A 14,642-nucleotide genomic window follows, 5' to 3' on the forward strand; every position below is an offset into this window, starting at 1 on the left:
CCTTCCCATGCAACGCTTATTCCTGAGCCTGTTGATCTGCCTGGGCTTCGTGCTCCCGGCCACGGCCCATGCCTGGTGGCAGGACGACTGGCATTACCGCAAGCAGATCAGCGTGGACACCACGCCCCAGGGCGCGGCCATCAACGAGGCCCTGGGCCGCACCGCGCTGCTGGTGCGCCTGCACACCGGCAATTTCACCTTCGACGGGGTCAAGGAAGACGGCGCCGACCTGCGCTTTGTCGCCGCCGATGACAAGACCGTGCTCAACCACCAGATCGAAAGCTTCGACCCGCTGATGGGCATGGCGCTGATCTGGGTCGATGTGCCCAAGGTCGAAGGCGGCCAGCGCCAGGACATCTGGATGTACTACGGCAACCAGAAGGCGCCGAGCACCGCCAACGGCCAGTTGACCTTCGACCCCAGCTACACCGCCATCTACCACTTCGACGGCAGCAACGGCACCCCGGCCAAAGACACCACCGCCTACGGCAACACCGCGCAGAACGCCACCGGCGCGGCGATTGACGGGGTCATCGGCCGTGCCTTGCAGTTCAGCGGCCAGCCGCTGTTGCTGCCGGCCAGCCCGTCGCTGCAGCACAACGCCGGCGGCGCCTTCACCTTCAGCGCCTGGGTGCGCCTGGATCAGGCCAGCGGTGAGCAACTGCTGCTGGCCCGCCGCGAAGGCGCCGGCAGCCTGCTGGTCGGCATCAACCAGGGCATGCCCTTCGTTGAAGTGGACGGCCAGCGTGCCGCCTCCACCCAGCCGCTGAACCCGGGGCAGTGGCAGCACCTGGCCCTGAGCGGCGAGGGCAGCCGCCTGGCGCTGTACGTCAATGGCCGCGAAACCGCGAGCCTGGCCCAGGCCATTCCCACCTTCAATTCGGTGCTGGCGATCGGTGCCGACCTGCCGCCCGCCGCCGGCGCCGAGGCCAGCCACTTCCTGCCGTTCACCGGGGCCCTGGACGAGCTGCGCCTGTCCAAGGTGGCGCGTCCGGCGGCGCTGATCCTGGCCGATGCCAGCGCCCAGGGCGCGGAGTCGAAGCTGGTGGCTTATGGCGTCGATGAAGAACAGTCGGGCTTTGGTTTCGGCAGCCTGGGCTTCTTGCTCAAGGCGGTGCCGGTGGATGCCTGGGTGATCATCCTGGTGCTGGTGGGGATGATGATCCAGTCCTGGGTGATCATGCTGCGCAAGAACCGCATGGTCGGCCGGGTCAGCGCCGCCAATGCGCTGTTTCGCGAGCAGTTCGCCAAGGTTGGTACCCGCCTGGAGATGTTCGCCGACGATCAGGTCCTGGCCAGCCGCCTGGAGCATTCCTCGCTGTGGCGCCTGTACCTGGTGGCGGTGAAAGAGATCCGCACCCGCCGCGAGCAGGGCGCCGATACCTCCTCGGTGTCGGCGGCCACCATCGAAGCCATCCGCTGCTCCATGGACGGGGTGCGCACCCGGGAAAACCAGCAGCTGAGTTCCAAGCTCTCGACCCTGTCCAACGCCATTGCCGGCGGCCCCTACATCGGCCTGTTGGGCACGGTGCTGGGGATCATGGTGGTGTTCCTCGGCACCGCCATGGCCGGTGACGTCAACATCAATGCCATCGCCCCGGGCATGGCCGCGGCCTTGCTGGCCACCGCCATGGGCCTGTTCGTCGCGATCCCGGCGCTGTTTGGCTACAACCGCCTGATCACCCGCAACAAGGAAGTCGGCGCCGACATGCGGGTGTTCGTCGACGAGTTCATCACCCGGCTGGCGGAGCTGCATGGCGAGAGCCAGCACAGCGAGAACGCCCACTGGCGGGTCAGTCACAGCAACGCGTCGGTTCCGGCCTGAGGAGAACTGCCATGGCTTCCGTGAACGCCTCCCATGACGACGAAGACGACGCCGCCGTCGACAGCATCAACATCACGCCCCTGGTGGACGTGCTGATGGTGGTACTGGTGATGTTCATCCTCACCGCCACCGCCCAGGTCTCGGGCATCCAGATCCACCTGCCCAAGGCCAGCGCCTCGGTGTCGCTGTCCGAGGCCAAGACCAAGGCCATTTCGGTGAACGACGGCGGCCAGGTGTTCCTCGACGCCTACCCGGTGACCCTGGGCGAGCTGGAAGAGCGCCTGCGCATCGAGAAGGCGCAGAACCCGGACTTCCCGATCATCGTCCGTGGCGATGCCACGGTGCAGTACCAGAAGGTCATCGAAGTCCTCGACCTGCTGCGCCGTCTGGAGTTGTCCCAGGTCGGCCTGGTCACCGGCAAACCGAGCCAGGGCTGAGCCATGACCGCACAACAACCGATCGAGCTGCCGCCGGTGCAGCACAAGCCGCGCGCCGTGCGCCTGCTGAAGTGGGGCGCCGGGCTGCTGCTGGGGGCCGTGGCCGCCTGGCTGCTGTGGCAGTGGGCCAATGACATGGCCGGGGTGCGTCGGGAAGCGCCGAAGGTGCCGACCATCATCCCGCTGCCGCCACCGCCGCCACCCCCACCGCCGCCTCCGGAGAAGCCCAAGGAGCCGGAGCCGGTGGAGGAGAAGGTGCCGGAACCCGAACCCACGCCGACCCCCGAGGAGGTCAAGCCGGAGGAGGAAGCACCGCCCTCGCCGGCGGACGATCTGGCCAACCCGATGCAGATCGATGGCGACGCCCAGGCGGGCAACGACGGCTTCAACGTCGGTGCCGGCAAGGGCGGTGGCATGGCCGGCGCCGGTGGCGGCGGGCTGGGCACCGGCACCTACAAGCAGTACCTGGCGGCGACCTTTCAACGGGTGCTGCGCGAGGACCCGGAGCTGCGCAAGAAGGCCTATGCGCTGCAGGTGGACCTGTGGCTCGGCGCCGACGGCCAAGTGACCCGCGCCGAACTGGCCGGCTCCAGCGGCAACCCCGAGACCGACCAGCAGGTGCTGGCGGCGCTGCGGGCCACGCCGCGCCTGAAAGAACGTATGCCGGCGTCCCTGACCTTGCCGGTGCGCTTGTCCCTCAAGGGCCGGCGGCCGGAATGAGCGAACCCCTATTTGCAGTTTCTACAGGAGTTGTGTGCAGATGATTTCCACCGTGAATCGATTGACCCTGGCGCTCGGCATGGTCGCCCTGACCCTGGCCGGACAGGCCTCGGCCGCCGCGGCCGCGCCTTCGGAGAACGCCACGATCAACCTGATCCGTCTGTTGGTGCAGCAGGGGGTACTGCCGCAGGCCAAGGCTGAGGCACTGATTGCCCAGGCCGAAAAAGAGGCCCAGCAGGCCCGCCAGGCCAGCGCCGCCACCGCCGTGGCGGCCACCGGCCCCGCGGCGGCGCCGGGGGATGTGCGGGTGCAATACGTGCCGGCGATCGTCCGCGAGCAGATCCGCGATCAGGTCAAGGCCGAGGTCATGGCCACCGCCAAGCAGGAAAACTGGGCCCAGCCCAACACCTTTCCGGACTGGGTGTCGCGCATCAGCTTTGACGGCGACATCCGCCTGCGCGAGGAGTCGCGGTTCTTTGCCGACAACAACAGCAACGAGATCGTCGACTACGCCAAGCTCAACGACAACGGCCCCTACGACGTCAACAAGGACACCAACAGCAAGCTGCCACCGCTGCTCAACAGCCGCGAAGACCGCGACAACCTGTTCCGCCTGCGGGCGCGCCTGGGGATGAAGGCGGTGATCTCGCCGGAATGGACCGCCGGCATCCGCATCGGCACCGGTTCGGACAACAACCCGGTGTCCACCACCCAGACCCTGGGCGGCGGCTTCGGCAAGAAGGACATCTGGCTCGACCAGGGCTACCTGACCTGGAAGGCCAGCCAGGACCTGACCCTGACCGGCGGGCGTTTCGCCAACCCGTTCTATGCAACCGACATGCTGTATTCCAACGACCTGAACTTCGACGGCGTGGCGGCGCTGTTCAACCACAAGCTCAGCAGCGACTGGGGCCTGTTCGGCACCCTTGGCGTGTTCCCGGTGGAGTACACCAACGACACCGCCACCAGCAACGGCTTCGACAAGAACGAGAGCGACACCAAGTGGCTGTTCGGCGGGCAGATCGGCGCCAACTGGAAGATCAACCGCAGCAACAGCCTCAAGGGCGCCTTGGCCTACTACCGTTTCGACGACATCGAAGGCCAGCGCTCCAGCCCGTGCGCGCCCTGGGCCGGGGCTCCGGGCTGCGACACCGACGGCTCGCGCGTGGCCTTCATGCAGAAGGGCAACAGCGTGTTCCTGCTGCGCGACATCACCCCCAACCCGGCCACCCCGGGCCTGACTCCGCAGCCGCAGTTCGTCGGCCTGGCCTCCAAGTTCGACGTGCTCGACCTGAACCTGGCCTGGGACACCGAGCTGCCGGACGACCTGCGCCTGCGCAGCCAGACCAACTACATCCGCAACCTGGCCTACGACAAGGGCGAGATGCTCAAGCGCAGCGAGGGCGAGATCGTCAACAACATCAACCGTAACGGCCAGTTCGAAAGCGGCGGCAACGCGCTGATGGTGCAGTTCACCCTGGGCAACGCCCTGGAGATGAAGAAGTCCGGCGACTGGAACCTGCTGGCCGGCTACAAGTACATCCAGCCCGACGCCTTGCCCGACGGCTTCAACGACTCCTCGTTCCACCTGGGGGGCACCAACGCCAAGGGCTATTTCGTCGGCGGCAACTACGGCATCGACAAGAACATCTACGCCACGGCCCGCTACATGAGCGCCTCGGAAGTCTACGGGCCGCGTTACGAAGTCGACGTCATGCAGCTTGAACTCAACACGCGCTTCTAAGCGGGAGGAAGGTTATGAACAGCCGAGTGAGGGCAGGGGCGGTCAGCCTGTTGCTGGCCTGGGGCGTGCTGGCCAGTGCCGGGGCCAGCGCCGAAGGCATGGAGGAACGCCTGCGCACCCAGTTGCGCAGCACCACCCAACAGTTGCAGGCCCTGCAAAGCGAGCAGGCCCAGGCCGCGGCCGCGCGGATCGCCGCCGAGAACGCGGCCAGGGAGGCCCAGGCCCAGGTCAAGCAACTGAGCGCCGAGCTGGCCAAGACCCGCGGCGTGGCCGAGCAACTGGCCGGCCAGCAGCAGAACCTGCAAAGCCAGGCCCAAGCCCAGGCGGCGGCCAGCAGCGAGCAGTTGGGCAAGTTCAAGAAAGCCTACGAGGACTTGCTGGTGCTGGCCCGGGGCAAGGAAGCCGAGCGGGCGAAATTGCAGGCGCAATTGAGCGAACGTGACACACAAGTGCAGCAATGCGCGGTCAAGAATCAGCAGATGTACGGCATCGCCAAACAGATTCTGACGGCCTACGAAAAGATCGACGTGGCCGAGGTGGTGAACATCCGCCAGCCCTTCGCCGGCAAGGCCCGGGTCAAGTTCGAAGAACTGGCCCAGGGTTTTGGCGACGAGCTTTACCAGACCCAGTTCGACGCCCCGCGGGCGGCGAGCGCCCACTGATCACCAGGGAAGAGATGACCATGACTTTGATTACCAGCGTCACCACCGACAGCCTCACCGACCTGCTGCAAGGCGCCGGCTACCGGGTCAACCAGACCGAGCAGAACGGCATCGTGCAACTGCTCAGCGCCAGCCAGGGCATCGGCTATGCCGTGCGTTTCGGCAACCCGGGCAGCGAGGCCGGGCACTATGTGGACTTCACCTACAGCTGCGCCCTGCGGGTGCAGGGCGAGCTGCCGGCGGGGCTGGCGGAGCTGTGGAACGCCTCGCGGCGCTTTGCCCGGTTGTCGCTGCAGGGCGAGTTCCTGGTGATGGAGATGGACGTGGTGGTGGCCGGAGTCGGCGAGACTCACCTGCGCAGCCAACTGGAGCTGTGGGACCGGTTGTTGCAGGAGTTCATCGTCTACCTGCGCGAATACAGCCAGCAGGCGGCCCAGTTGCAGGCCCGGGGCGAACAGCCGCTGCCTGAGGAACAACCCCTGGAAGAGGTGGCCAGCCTGTGAAAAAACCGACCCTGGTGGTCGGTGCCGGGGCACTGACCTTGCTCGGCCTGGCGCTGGGGCTGGCCCTGCGCCCGGGCAACGACCCGGTGGCGGCGCAGCAGCCGGCACCGGCCGTGCTGCAGCAGTCACTGGCGACCACACCGACCGTGGCGCGCCTAGGCAACCAGCAGGTGGCGGCCGAGGAACTCAAGACGCTGTTCGCCAGCCTGCCCGAGGATGCCCGCGCGCAATTGCGGGGTAACCGCCCGGCGCTGGAAGCCTGGATCCGTTCGCGGCTGGCGGAAAAGGCCGTGCTGGAACAGGCCGACGCCCAGGGCTGGCGCCAGCGCCCGGAGGTGGAGCAGCAGACCCGCGCCGCCACCGAGCAGATCGTGTTTCGCGACTATTTGCAGTCGGTCAGCCAGGTGCCGGCGGACTACCCCAGCGCGACGGAATTGCAGCAGGCCTATGACAGCGGCAAGGCGGCCTGGATGACCCCGCCGCTATACCGGGTCAGCCAGATCTTCCTTGGCGTCAGCGACCCGCAGGCCGTCGAGCCGGTACGGCGCCAGGCCCAGGAACTGAGCCGCAAGGCCCAGGCCGCGCCGGCAGACTTCGCCGCCCTGGCCGCGCAGTACTCCCAGGATCGCGACAGCGCCCAGCGCGGCGGTGACTCGGGGCTGCAACCCTTGCAGCAACTGCTGCCAGAAGTGCGCAGCGCCGTAGCCCGGCTCAAGGTCGGTGGCGTTTCGGAGGTGGTGCAGAGCGCGGCGGGCTTCCACGTGCTCAAGCTCACCGAACAGCAACCGGCGCGCACCGCGACCCTGGACGAACTGCGTGATCGCCTGACCCAGGCCCTGCGCGCCCAGCGCCAGGAACAGATCGCCAAGGCCTACCTGGAAGGCATGCTCAACACCGCGACCCTGAGCATCGATGGCGCGGTACTGAACCAGGTCCTGGAGGACAAGCTGTAGGAGCTGGCTTGCCAGCGAAGGCGGTCTCACGGGCCTCTTCGCCGGCAGCAGGCACCCACGGGGCAATACGCAGCATCGGGCAAACGTAGGCGCTGGCTCGCCAGCGAAGGCGATCTCACGGTCCTCTTCGCCGGCAAGCCGGCTCCTACGGGGCAACACGCAGCACCGGGCAAACGTAGGAGCTGGCTTGCCAGCGAAGGCGGTCTCACGGTCCTCTTCGCCGGCAGCAGGCACCCACGGGGCAATAGGCAGCATCGGACAAATGTAGGAGCTGGCTTGCCAGCGAAAGCGATTTCACGGGCCTCTTCGCCGGCAAGCCGGCTCCTACGGGGTAATAGGCAGCATCGGACAAATGTAGGCGCTGGCTTGCCAGCGAAGGCGATCTCACGGGCCTCTTCGCCGGCAGCAGGCACCCACGGGGCAATAGGCAGCATCGGACAAATGTAGGAGCTGGCTTGCCAGCGAAAGCGATTTCACGGGCCTCTTCGCCGGCAAGCCGGCTCCTACGTGGTAATAGGCCGCATCGGACAAACGTAGGCGCTGGCTTGCCAGCGAAGGCGGTCTCACGGGCCTCTTCGCCGGCAAGCCGGCTCCTACGGGGCAATACGCAGCATCGGGCAAACGTAGGCGTTGGCTTGCCAGCGAAGGCGATCTCACCGGCCCCACCGCCCGCCAGTCAAGGAAGCAACAGTCAACAAGACAGGGAGTCACCGATGGCATTTCTCGAACCCGCCCCACTTCAGGGCGTAGCGCCGTACACCGCGCCCCAGGAACCCCGCGAGGCCTGGCTGGCCCTGGCCGCCGGGATCGATCCGGAGGTCGCCCAGTACTTTCTGGTCAGTGCCCGTTGCGGCTGCTTCATGCAGGCGGCACGCAGCCTGAACATCAAGGCCACCCTGTTGCGCAAGCAACTGGCGCTGCTGGAGGAACACCTGCGGCGTTCGCTGTTCTGCTATCAGGGCAATGTCCTGAGCCTGAGCCGCGAAGGCCTGCAACTGCAGGGCCAACTGCTGGCCCTGGCGCACCAGCGCCGGCTGCCGGTGGTGGAACAGCCGCTGATTCGCCTGGCCGTGGCAGAAACCATCCTCCACGACATCCTCGGTCGCGACCTGATCGCCTTGTTGCGGCGCAACGCCAGCGCTCGCCTGGAGATCATCTCCATCGACAGCGACCTGTCCCTGCAGGCCCTGAGCGCCGACCTGGTGCTATGGCTGGCGGCCGAAGACTCGCCGCTGCCGGGCCCCAGCTTCGCCACTCGCGAACCCGTGCCCCTGGCGCGCATCGACTACCTGCCGCACATCGCCAAGCGCTACTCACGGGTGGCGGCGCGTCCCGACAGCCTCGACGACCTCAGCGACTACATGCTGGTGCAATGGCAGCACGACCGTCAGGTGGAGCCGTTCCGGCCCTGGAACAGCCTGGTGGAACAGCGCCTGGCCGGCGTGGTGCAGGTGCACTCCTATGAACTGATGCTGGAAATGATCCGCTGCAGCGCCTGCATCGGCCTGCTGCCGCAGTACATGAGCCACTTCGACCGCGGCCTGACCGCCTTGCCGGGCCTGTTCAAGGACAGCATGCAGCGCCGCGCCTGGCTGGCGGTGAATGCCCGGGTGGAGCATGAGGAACAGGTGCAGCAACTGGTGGAGCTGATCCTCAATACCTTCAGCGAGCGTGAGGATTGGTTTGTTTGAGGTGAGCCGCCTCGTGGGAGTGGCCAGGCCCGAACGCCTGGTGCTGTCCGGACCGGGCACTCAGGCTCATGCCTTGGTTTCAGGGATCATGAGATCCTCCCAGTCGTCTTGTATTTCGGCGGTGCTGGTCTTCCTGTCGGGGAAGTGGGCGATGTTCCACTGGGTGTCGGTACTGAATTCGTCGCCGAGCAGGTCTTTGGCGATAGCGTTGGCTTTGATGGCCTCCTGCCGGTTTACCGGCACGTCACCCTCTAGGTCCTCGCCCTCTGGGTTGATCCATACGCCTGGCGCCGGGTTAACGCCAGGGTCCCCGGCGTAGGCGTCTTGCAGGCGCTTGCGCTCTGCCACGATCTCGGCTGCTTCAGCCCGGGGAATGCCACGGGCCACAAGCAGTGCTTGTTCCATGGCGTCGATTTGCCGTTGTTTCAGTTCATACGCTTCGTGGTCATCTTTGTAGGACATACAGTCATTCCTGTTGCATTGCTTGTTCAGTGATGGGGTTTACCGAGGCGCTTGGTGACTGAGTTCGGATGCCCGGTACGTTAATCGGCGGCCGGGCTCCGGTTTGCGCAATTCAACCAGGGGATGACGGGAAAATGTTGTAGCGCCGCGAACAACCTCTCAGGATGGGCGCAGAACAACGGAGGGTGGGTGCGGTTTGATTAACAGGGTTCCCAAGTTTCATGAAGTCATCGAGCTGTTTTACGAACGTGGTTTGTTCAAGAGGTCGAAGGACCCGTTGCCACAGCGGGGGCAGAGCCTGGAACAGCGTGAGAAGCGTCAACAGGCAATGCTCGAATCAGTAACCAGGCGGATGGTAGGCGGGGCCGATGATCCACTGCTGACCCCGGTATTGGGCAATTTGCGCGAGATTCACAAGCACCTGGGGTTTGTGGCCTTGTTTCCTGACAAGGACGTATGCGCTACGCATATGTACTTCTGGATGATCGTCTGGCCGCAGCTTGAGCTGATGTTCGAGGACGCGCTGGAGAGCGAGCAGGGTTCGATCCCTTTGCGTTATCTGGCGCGTTGCTATCAGCGCCATGGAGACCGACTGTTCGGTGACCCGGTGGCGACTAGGGAGGCCATTCTGGGGAGTCTGGAGGTGTCTCTGCTACAGGTCGCTAAGGGCTTGAGAATTCCCCAGCAAAGGGCGCAGGCGGCTGTTTTGCAGTTCCTGCGACGCTTGGGACGCCTGATTCGTACTAATTCGTTTCCCGGCAGAACTTCGGTCGACGCGCCCTTGACGGAGTTGGAGCTGGCGTTGGGCCGACCGCCGAAGAAAGCCGAGGCCGTGATCCAGCACCTGGAGCAGTTGCTCGAAGGTGCCAAGGTGCTGCACGCCGCAGGGCGGTGGGCGCAGCCTGAGCCCAGGCCGGTCCTGCCGGATGAATTGCAGGAAGTACACCGCAACCTTTATCAGCAGGCCAGGGGCGATGCTGCGTTTGGCGCACGCTCGTCGAGCCCGCTGTTCGTCAGGCTGGAGAGCATTTTCAAAGAGCAGATCAGGCATGTGGAGCCCGGTGACTTTCTATCGCAGAAAGCACAGCAAATGGGGCGCTCGGAGGCGACTCGCCATCTGATCAGGCATAACGTGCGGCAGTTCCATGCCTATGTCTTGCTGGAGCAGATCAAGAGCGACCTGCAGGTCGGGCGGCGGATGTCGCGTGTCAATACCAGTGTTCAGGTGTTGGGTGTGATGTCCGGGGCAGGCCAGGATCGCTGGCTGGCGTTCTTCGAGGACATGCCATTGTCGCTGTTCCTGCTCAACGCGATCTTTTCCTCCGCCTTGACCCTAGTTCATCAGCTCTTCGGCGAAGAGGCGTTTTTTACGGCCGCACTGACCCTCAGGGGCCTGGTCGAGGCCGAACAAGCCCAAGGGCCGCAACGGGAACAGCGGCTTGCCGTGGTGGCCCGAGAGCAGGTCAATGTGCTCAAGACATTGTTGGATACCTACCACGCCGAGCATCACCTGGGGTGGCTGGCGATGGAGCTCCTGGCATTTGTCTATGCCTTTAAATACAAGTACGACCCGGGGTTCCAGCCCCATGCCACGGACAAGCTGGAAGCGATTCTCGATGACTGTGTCGATAAGCGGAATATTCGTCACCTAGTGGGCTATGAAACCCTTTTCGGTCATTGCCAGCGCGAACTCATGCTGGAGGGCACGGATGTGGCGCTCATCATGATCCACAGGTACAACCGCTACGTACTCGCTCACTGTGAGTACCCGTTTGAGTATTTGTGCAATCCGCTGCAACGCTTGAGTGAGATTCTGCAACGGGCCTTGAGTGCCGCTAGCGCTGAGGTGGAGATCGCGGCAGCGACCCTCAAGCGCTGCATCAATGCAGAGTTCGGGACGGGCAAAGACAAGTCGATCATGCGTATCGGCGGCCTGCGTCCCTACGAGTGCCTGCGTGATGTGGGCTTTTATCTGTCGGCATTGCACCTGGAGAGGCAACGAGCCTTGAACCCGGGGCTATTCCTCTACCTGGCATTGCCCGATGCCTTGCAGCATCAGGTGCTACAGCTGCTTTCACCTGTACGCTATGCCAAGGATCTGCTGCGCCAGCAAAGTCAGTCGCCCGAGCTGTAGGGAAATGGTTTCTGAGGCCTGTGCCGCTCTGCGCTTGAGTGCCTCGCCAGAGTCGCACTCATGCCCTTACACTCTTTGGCCATTTCCCCTTCAAGGAAGACCGGCCATGCCTAACGCCAATCCCACTATCGTTATCGAGCGTTGCACCGAAGCCCATATCGAGGGTCTGACGGCGCTGTACAGCGAACCCAGCGTGGCGGCCCAGACCCTGCAACTGCCTTATCAGTCCCGCGAGTTGTGGCGTAAGCGCGTCGGGCTGGGGCAGGAAAATGAAGGGCTGGTGGCCCTGGTGGCCCTGCACCAGGGCGCGGTGATCGGCAGTTGCAGCCTGAACCAGGTGGCGCGGGTGCGCCGCGCCCATTGCGCGGACGTGGCCATGGGGGTGTCCCCGGCCTGGCAGCGTCAGGGCGTCGGCAGCCGTCTGCTGGCGGCGGTGCTGGAGGTGGCGGATAACTGGATGAACCTGCGCCGGGTCGAACTCACGGTGTATGCCGATAACCAGCCGGCCATTGCGCTGTACCAGAAATTCGGCTTCGAAACCGAAGGCCGGCTGCGGGACTACGCCGTCCGTGGCGGGCAATTCGTTGACGTGCTGAGCATGGCGCGGCTGCGTGGTTGAGGCCGGGCTTGTGTAGCCGCTGCCGCAGGCTGTGAACGGCTCCGCAGGAGACGCAGGGATCTTGAGTCCGCTCGAGGTTCGACAGGCGATCGCCAAGCAAGGCCCTGCGGGCCTTTTCGCAGCCTCGCCAGGGCTCGGCAGCGGCTACAGGTCAGTGCCGAGCCAGGCTTTGTAGCCGCTGCCGCAGGCTGCGCCCTGCGGGCCTTGAGGTTCACTCCAGCAAAGCAAAATCCACCGCTGCCCGGGCATGCAGTTCGGTGGTGTCGAGCAGGGGCAGGGGGCTGTGCTCGGGTTTGAGCAGCAGGCCGATTTCCGTGCAGCCGAGGATGATCGCCTGGGCGCCGCGGGCCCTGAGTGATTCGATCACTTGCTGGTACACCTGGCGCGACGCGTCGCTGATGATCCCCACGCACAACTCTTCATAGATGATCCGGTGCACCGCCTGGCGCTCCTGCGCATCGGGCACCAGCACATTCAGTCCTTGTTGGCTCAGGCGGCTCTTGAGGAACTCCTGTTCCATGGTGAAGGCGGTGCCCAGCAGCCCGACGTTCAGGGTGCCGGCCGCCAGCGCGGCCTGGGCCGTGGGGTCGGCGATATGCAGGAAGGGCACGGCAGTGGCCGCCTGAATCTGCTCGGCCACCTTGTGCATGGTGTTGGTACAGAGCACCAGGCACTCGGCGCCGCCGTCCTGCAAGCGCTGGGCGGCGTCTATCAGGATCCGCGCCGCGTCATCCCAGCGCCCGGCATGCTGGGCCTGTTCGACAGGCCCGAAGTCGACGCTGTACATTAGCAACCGCGCGGAACGCAGCGGCCCCAATTGATCGCGAACCTGCTGATTGATCAGGCGGTAGTATTCGGCGCTGGACTCCCAGCTCATGCCGCCAATCAGGCCGATGGTGCGCATGGGCAACTCCTCTGTGGTGTGGGTGAGTGAGCCGCAGTCTGGTCGCGCTAACGCTTGCGATCTATCAGGAAATTTCACATGCCCGAGGTGCTCGAACATCGTCTGCTGGAGGGGCGGCTGCTGCTGCAACTGTTGCCGGCCGCTGCCTACAGCGCTCGTGATCCGGTGCAGTGGCAGACCCTGGGGGTGACCCTGGAGCGCCAGCGCGGGGTGCATGCCATCGATTCCGACCGGCGCGAGGATTTCGACACCTGGCCCGGCACCCTGGCCCTGACGCCCAAGGGCGTGGAAGTGTTCTCCGAATCTGCCTGTGGCGGTGAATACCTGCTGGCGCGCTGGCAGGAGCAGACGCCGCTGATCCCCGGCGAGCGCCGCTTGCAGCGTTCGGGGCATGCCCAGGCCCTGGCCCTGGGGCGTGAAGCCCGGCGCCTGCTGTTGGCGCCTGTCATCGATGAGTTGGCCCTGGAGCACTGTGCCCTGGCCTTTGTCGGTCTGTCCCAGTCCCGCCACATTGCCACGGCGCCGTTACCACGGCTGCGGCAGGTGCTGGAGCAGATGGCCGACCAGTACGCCCAGCCCTTGTCCCTGGCGCAATTGGCACTCACTTACGGTCACAACGAACTGCGACTGCTGCGGGACTTTCGCTGCGCCGTCGGCATGACGCCCCATGCCTGGATCACCGAGGTGCGGCTGCAGGCAGCCCGGCGCTTGCTGGAGCGCACGGACCTGCCGCTGGCGGCCATTGCCCACGACAGCGGCTTTGCCCACCAATCGCACCTGGGCAGCGCCTTGCGCAAAAGCCTCGGCCTGACCCCGCGCCAGTACCGGCTGCGTTTTCACTCGTGTCTCCCTGCACCTGTCCGGTATCCCAGCCGCGGGCAGTAAACGGCCCGTAGCAATATGGCGGGGCAAGGCCGGTGCCATGCCCGCCGACGCCAGCGGCTGGAGGAATGGGCTGGCCCTGGGGTAAACACCCCAACGCCCGGCACCGGCATCTGCCATGATCAAGACCGGCGACCTGCAGTTCCCAAAGGTCGATGCCAGGGACACACCGCAATGGACGATATCCAGCAATTGGGCGAGATGCTCCGGCACTATGCCGCCAGCGAAGCCCACAAGAAGCAGCTGTTCGACAGCCAGTCATTGGTCTGGGCCCGGCGTATTCATGAGCTGTTCGGGCAGATTGAAGAGTGGCTGGTACCGGTGCTGCAGCCGGACCTGCTGGAGCTGCATCGCGAGCCTTATGTGGCTTTCAGCGCGGCATTGCCGGTGCAAAGCTCCACCTTCAACAGCGAGAAACTGACCATCAGCATTGCGGGCAAGCCGGTGGAGTTTGTCCCGGATGTGATGGGGGCCAATGGACAGATATCCCTGGCGGTGATCGGCCTGACGGCGGCGCGCCTGGGCAGTGTTTCCCTGGTGGGCGAGGCCTCCGGCAGTTGGCAATGGCGCAAGACCAATGGCCTCAAGGACCCTGACACCTTCGTTTTCGACGGCAACTTCCTGGCCGCCCAATTGCAGAGCCTGATCCCCCGCGAGCGCGCCTGATGTAGGCGCCGGCTTGCCGGCGAAAGCGATCGCCGGCAAGCCGGCTCCTACGGGGCAACACGCAGCGCCGGCAACTGTAGGAGCTGGCTTGCCAGCGAAAGCGGCCGCCGGTCATGTGCACGTCTTGCGGGCCTCTTCGCCGGCAAGCCGGCTCCTACGGAGTGCGTTACATGTCCAGGTTGATCCAGCCCGGCTTGGGCTCTTCCGGCGCCACGGCGTTGATCTTCTTGCCTGTGGCCAGCTCGACCCGGCGCGCGACGTCGGGGTCGTCGGCGAAGGGGATCAGGCTGGCGTCGTCCAGGCTCTTGGCGCTCTGGTGGCGCAGGCAGTACTCGATGCAGAGGTAGAGAAACGCCACCCCCAGCAGGTTGAACAGAATATCCATCGGCCCAAGGCTCCCTGAAAAAAACGCCGGCCACTGGGGCCGGCGGGTAAGGTTC

The 14,642-nt window shown here is 65.1% G+C and carries 15 protein-coding genes; 12 read left to right on the plus strand and 3 right to left on the minus strand.

What is annotated here, in order from left to right; translation table 11 throughout:
- Window positions 1-7 precede the first annotated feature (7 nt).
- The 8 genes from ACMGG8_RS18430 (at window position 8) to ACMGG8_RS18465 (ending at window position 8,535) form a co-directional block, all read left to right on the plus strand.
- On the plus strand, window positions 8-1,825 hold the full coding sequence (locus tag ACMGG8_RS18430; RefSeq protein ID WP_060843714.1) for a DUF2341 domain-containing protein: 1,818 nt from the start codon (window positions 8-10) through the stop codon (window positions 1,823-1,825).
- A gap of 11 nt (window positions 1,826-1,836) precedes the next feature.
- Window positions 1,837-2,262 (plus strand): ExbD/TolR family protein, encoded by a 426-nt coding sequence (locus ACMGG8_RS18435; RefSeq protein WP_011061113.1) that lies wholly within the window; start codon window positions 1,837-1,839, stop codon window positions 2,260-2,262.
- Window positions 2,263-2,265: 3 nt separating this feature from the next.
- Complete coding sequence (locus ACMGG8_RS18440) at window positions 2,266-2,982, plus strand: energy transducer TonB (protein WP_060839481.1); 717 nt, start codon at window positions 2,266-2,268, stop codon at window positions 2,980-2,982.
- Between the two features lie 40 nt (window positions 2,983-3,022).
- Entirely contained in the window at window positions 3,023-4,726 is a 1,704-nt protein-coding gene (locus ACMGG8_RS18445) for a putative porin (RefSeq protein WP_414158103.1), read from the plus strand.
- A 14-nt stretch (window positions 4,727-4,740) separates the two neighbouring features.
- A complete protein-coding gene (locus tag ACMGG8_RS18450; protein WP_414158104.1) occupies window positions 4,741-5,388 on the plus strand; it encodes a DNA repair protein in 648 nt (215 codons plus the stop codon).
- A 20-nt stretch (window positions 5,389-5,408) separates the two neighbouring features.
- The gene (locus ACMGG8_RS18455) at window positions 5,409-5,891 is read left to right on the plus strand and encodes a YbjN domain-containing protein (RefSeq protein ID WP_414158105.1); all 483 of its coding nucleotides are present in this window, start codon (window positions 5,409-5,411) and stop codon (window positions 5,889-5,891) included.
- Window positions 5,888-6,844 (plus strand): peptidylprolyl isomerase, encoded by a 957-nt coding sequence (locus ACMGG8_RS18460; RefSeq protein WP_235760162.1) that lies wholly within the window; start codon window positions 5,888-5,890, stop codon window positions 6,842-6,844. The genes ACMGG8_RS18455 and ACMGG8_RS18460 overlap by 4 nt, the downstream gene beginning before the upstream one ends.
- A 713-nt stretch (window positions 6,845-7,557) precedes the next feature.
- Entirely contained in the window at window positions 7,558-8,535 is a 978-nt protein-coding gene (locus ACMGG8_RS18465) for a LysR family transcriptional regulator (RefSeq protein ID WP_060843707.1), read from the plus strand.
- A 66-nt stretch (window positions 8,536-8,601) separates the two neighbouring features.
- On the opposite strand, the gene ACMGG8_RS18470 is transcribed toward ACMGG8_RS18465, so the two are convergent.
- Entirely contained in the window at window positions 8,602-8,997 is a 396-nt protein-coding gene (locus ACMGG8_RS18470; RefSeq protein WP_414158106.1) for a hypothetical protein, read from the minus strand.
- A 196-nt stretch (window positions 8,998-9,193) separates the two neighbouring features.
- Here ACMGG8_RS18470 and ACMGG8_RS18475 point away from each other — a divergent pair, with 196 nt between their 5' ends.
- On the plus strand, window positions 9,194-11,131 hold the full coding sequence (locus tag ACMGG8_RS18475; RefSeq protein ID WP_414158107.1) for a hypothetical protein: 1,938 nt from the start codon (window positions 9,194-9,196) through the stop codon (window positions 11,129-11,131).
- A gap of 106 nt (window positions 11,132-11,237) precedes the next feature.
- Window positions 11,238-11,750, plus strand: coding sequence for a GNAT family N-acetyltransferase (locus ACMGG8_RS18480; RefSeq protein ID WP_060839472.1), 513 nt, complete (start codon window positions 11,238-11,240; stop codon window positions 11,748-11,750).
- 211 nt (window positions 11,751-11,961) lie between these two features.
- Here the strand turns inward: ACMGG8_RS18480 and ACMGG8_RS18485 are convergent, their stop codons facing one another.
- Window positions 11,962-12,654, minus strand: coding sequence for an aspartate/glutamate racemase family protein (locus ACMGG8_RS18485; RefSeq protein WP_414158108.1), 693 nt, complete (start codon window positions 12,652-12,654; stop codon window positions 11,962-11,964).
- Between the two features lie 78 nt (window positions 12,655-12,732).
- Here ACMGG8_RS18485 and ACMGG8_RS18490 point away from each other — a divergent pair, with 78 nt between their 5' ends.
- Together ACMGG8_RS18490 and ACMGG8_RS18495 are read left to right on the plus strand one after the other, a co-directional pair.
- On the plus strand, window positions 12,733-13,539 hold the full coding sequence (locus ACMGG8_RS18490; protein WP_414158109.1) for a helix-turn-helix domain-containing protein: 807 nt from the start codon (window positions 12,733-12,735) through the stop codon (window positions 13,537-13,539).
- A 171-nt stretch (window positions 13,540-13,710) separates the two neighbouring features.
- Window positions 13,711-14,202 carry a hypothetical protein gene (locus tag ACMGG8_RS18495; RefSeq protein ID WP_414158110.1) on the plus strand — a complete coding sequence of 164 codons (492 nt, stop codon included), beginning with the start codon at window positions 13,711-13,713 and terminating at the stop codon, window positions 14,200-14,202.
- 166 nt (window positions 14,203-14,368) lie between these two features.
- Here the strand turns inward: ACMGG8_RS18495 and ACMGG8_RS18500 are convergent, their stop codons facing one another.
- Entirely contained in the window at window positions 14,369-14,587 is a 219-nt protein-coding gene (locus ACMGG8_RS18500) for a hypothetical protein (RefSeq protein ID WP_060843700.1), read from the minus strand.
- Window positions 14,588-14,642 lie beyond the last annotated feature (55 nt).

It is taken from the genome of Pseudomonas sp. BNK-45, from assembly GCF_047456255.1.
GTDB lineage: Bacteria > Pseudomonadota > Gammaproteobacteria > Pseudomonadales > Pseudomonadaceae > Aquipseudomonas.